Raw genomic sequence first — 2987 nt, 5'->3', positions numbered from 1 at the left:
GGCCTGCGGACGGGACAGCGTCAGCGCCTCCCTGCTGGCCACCGCCGCGTCCGTGCCCGGCTCCACCGCCGTCGAGCGCACGCTGCGCAACCTGGCCGGCCAGATGAGCGCCGAACTGCACGAACTGCGCAGCCGGGTACTGGCACTGCCGCCCCCAGACGCCGCCCATCCGGTGGGCCCCGCCTGGTTCGCCCTGACCGACCGCTACGTGCTGGTGCTCGCCGCGGCCTGTGTCCTGGGCGTGTGGCACCACAACCGTGGCGGCCCCGATCCCTTCCTGGCCGACCCGGCGTGGGCCGCCGCCGCCCTGCACCGCATCGCCCGGCGGCTGGGCATCCCCGCCGCCGACCTGCCCGCCGAGTGCACCGCCCGGGTCCACCGGGAAGTCCTGGCCCGCTACGGCGACCGGCGCGGCTTCGACCTGCACAACACACCGATCCCGGGCTGAGCACGGGCCCGTACCAGGACAAGGAGCCTTCAGGGATGACTCCCTCCCCGCCGTGGCACACCGAGGCCCCGCTCCACCAGTGGCTGATCACGCACCTGGCGGTCTACCTGGACCGGCTGCCCGAGAACATCGAGTCGACGGTGCCCCTGGCCGAGTACGGCATGGACTCGGTGTGCGCGCTCAGCCTGTGCGGCGACATCGAGGACGACTTCGGGATCGTCGTCGAACCCTCGCTCGTCTGGGACCATCCGACGGTGGCCCACCTGACGACCCATCTGACGTCACGCGGCGCGGACCCCGACCGGTGGCAACGGTGAACGCCGTCGCCGTGGTCGGACTGGACTGCGTCTTCCCCGCGGCCCACGGCGTCGAGGCCTACTGGGACCTGCTGATGCGCGGCGGCGACGCGATCGGCCCACTGCCCGAGGACCGCCGCGGACCCGGCTTCGACGACACCGTCCAGGGCGGCTTCGTCGACACCGTCACCACCTTCGACAACGACTTCTTCACCATCGCGCCCCGCGAGGCGGCCGCCATGGACCCACAGCAGCGGCTCCTGCTGCAGTGCGCCTGGCGGGCCCTGGAGGACTCCGGCCGCGCCCCCTCCGCACTGGCCGGCAGCGACGCCGGTGTCTTCGTCGGGGTGATGGGCAGCGAGTGGGCCCAACTGCACATGGGGGACTACGCGCGGGTCACCCCGCAACTGGGCGCCGGCAGCAGCGCGGGCATGACGGCCAACCGGATCTCCTACCACCTCGACCTCAAGGGCCCCAGCCTCGCGGTGGACACCGCCTGCTCCTCGTCCCTGGTCGCCGTGCACCTCGCCGTCAACTCACTGCTGTCCGGCGAGTGTTCCACCGCCCTGGCGGCCGGCGTCAACATCGTCCTGACCCCCGCGCTCGGCATGGTCTACCAGCAGATGGGACTGAAGGCGCCGGACGGCCGCTGCAAACCGTTCAGCATGGACTCCGACGGCATCGGCCGCAGCGACGGCGTCGGCGTGGTGGTCCTGCGCCGCCTCCAGGACGCGCTCGAGGACCACCAGCGCGTCTACGCCGTCATCCGCGGCACCGCCGTCAACCAGGACGGCCGCAGCAACGGCGTCAGCGCGCCCAGCCGCTGGTCCCAGCAGGCCGTGGTCGCCGCGGCCTACCGCAGGGCCGGCGTCGACGCGGACCAGGTCCGCTTCATCGAGGCACACGGCACCGGCACCGCACTCGGCGACATCATCGAGTGCGCGGCCCTCGGCGAGGTGCACGCCGTGCCCCGCGACGAACCGTGCGCGATCGGCTCGGTCAAGGGCAACATCGGCCACACCGAAGGCGCCGCCGGCATCGCCGGCCTCATCAAGACCGCCCTCGCCCTGCACCACCGCATCGTGCCCGCCAGCCGCTTCGCCACCCGCGAGAACCCCCAACTACGGCTCGCCGAACGGGGACTGAGCCTGCTCAAGGCACCCCTGCGGCTGCCGGCCGAGGAAGTGGTCGCCGCGGTCAGCAGCTTCGGCATGGGCGGCACCAACGCACACGCCGTCCTGGCCTCCGCACCCCGCACCCCGGTCACCGCCGTACGCGGGCCGGCCACCGCCGGGGCGTTCACGCTCTCCGCCGACACCCCCGAGGCACTGCGCCGCAACCTCACCGCCCAGGCCGAAGCACTGGCCCGGCGCCCGCGCGGCGACGCCGCCTCGGTGTGCTGGACCAGCAACCAGGTCAAGACCGGCCTGCCCTACCGGGCCGTGTTCACCGCACGCGACACCGCCGAACTCGCCGACACCCTGCGCACGGCCGCCACCGACGAACACACCCTCGCCCGCGTCACCGACCGCGCCCTGCGCCCGCCCGCCATCGCCTTCCTCTATCCCGGACAGGGCTGCCAGGAACCCGGCATGACGGCCGCCCTCTACCGCGAATCCGTCCTCTACCGGCGCCACCTGGACGACGCCGACGACGCGCTGCGCCCCCACACCGGTGACTCCGTACGGGACCTGATCCTCGCCGACGACCCCGCGATCCACCACGCCCGATGGGCCCAGCCCGCCCTGTTCGCGGTCGCCCACGCCCTCACCCGGACCCTGGCCGAGCTGGGCGTGGTGCCCGACGCCGTCCTCGGCCACGGCACCGGCGAACTCGCCGCCGCCGTCGCCGCGGGAATGCTCACCCTGCCGGACGCCGCACGCCTGGTCGCCGCCCACGCCACCGCGGCACACGACCTGCCCGACGGCGGCATGCTGAGCGTGCGCGCCACCCCGCAGGAGATCGCCGGCATCTTCCCCGCCCACCCCGGCCTGTTCCTGGCCGCCGTGGACGGCCCGCACGACACCGTCCTGTCGGGCACCGCCGACGTACTGCGACAGGCCGCAGCCGACCTGGCCGCACACGGGCTGAACACCCGCCGCCTTTCGGTCCCGCACGCCGCCCAGGGCTCGGCGGACACCGCCCTGGCGGCCCGGATCGCCGACCTGGCCGGCCCGGTCACGGCCACTCCCGCCCCCAACGCCCAGCCCACGGCCAGCCACCGCCGGAAGCACCGCGACGAG

At 74.1% G+C, this 2987-nt stretch carries 2 protein-coding genes and 1 pseudogene; all 3 read left to right on the top strand.

Going from position 1 to position 2987, the window contains the following annotated elements; all coding sequences use genetic code 11:
* Nucleotides 1–448 (top strand): annotated as a pseudogene (locus ABZV34_RS38070) (acyl-CoA dehydrogenase); the annotation flags it as partial.
* A gap of 35 nt (nucleotides 449–483) precedes the next feature.
* Nucleotides 484–765, top strand: a complete 282-nt coding sequence (locus tag ABZV34_RS38065; RefSeq protein ID WP_356287459.1) for an acyl carrier protein — start codon at nucleotides 484–486, stop codon at nucleotides 763–765.
* The coding region (locus tag ABZV34_RS38060) for a type I polyketide synthase (protein WP_356287456.1) at nucleotides 753–2987 on the top strand (2235 nt) is incomplete at its 3' end. The genes ABZV34_RS38065 and ABZV34_RS38060, both read left to right, overlap by 13 nt.

This window comes from Streptomyces sp. NPDC005195 (assembly GCF_040608315.1).
Taxonomy (GTDB): Bacteria; Actinomycetota; Actinomycetes; order Streptomycetales; family Streptomycetaceae; genus Streptomyces; species Streptomyces kaempferi.
The sequence above is the reverse complement of the archived record's forward strand: the minus strand, read 5'-3'. Positions and strand labels throughout refer to the sequence as shown.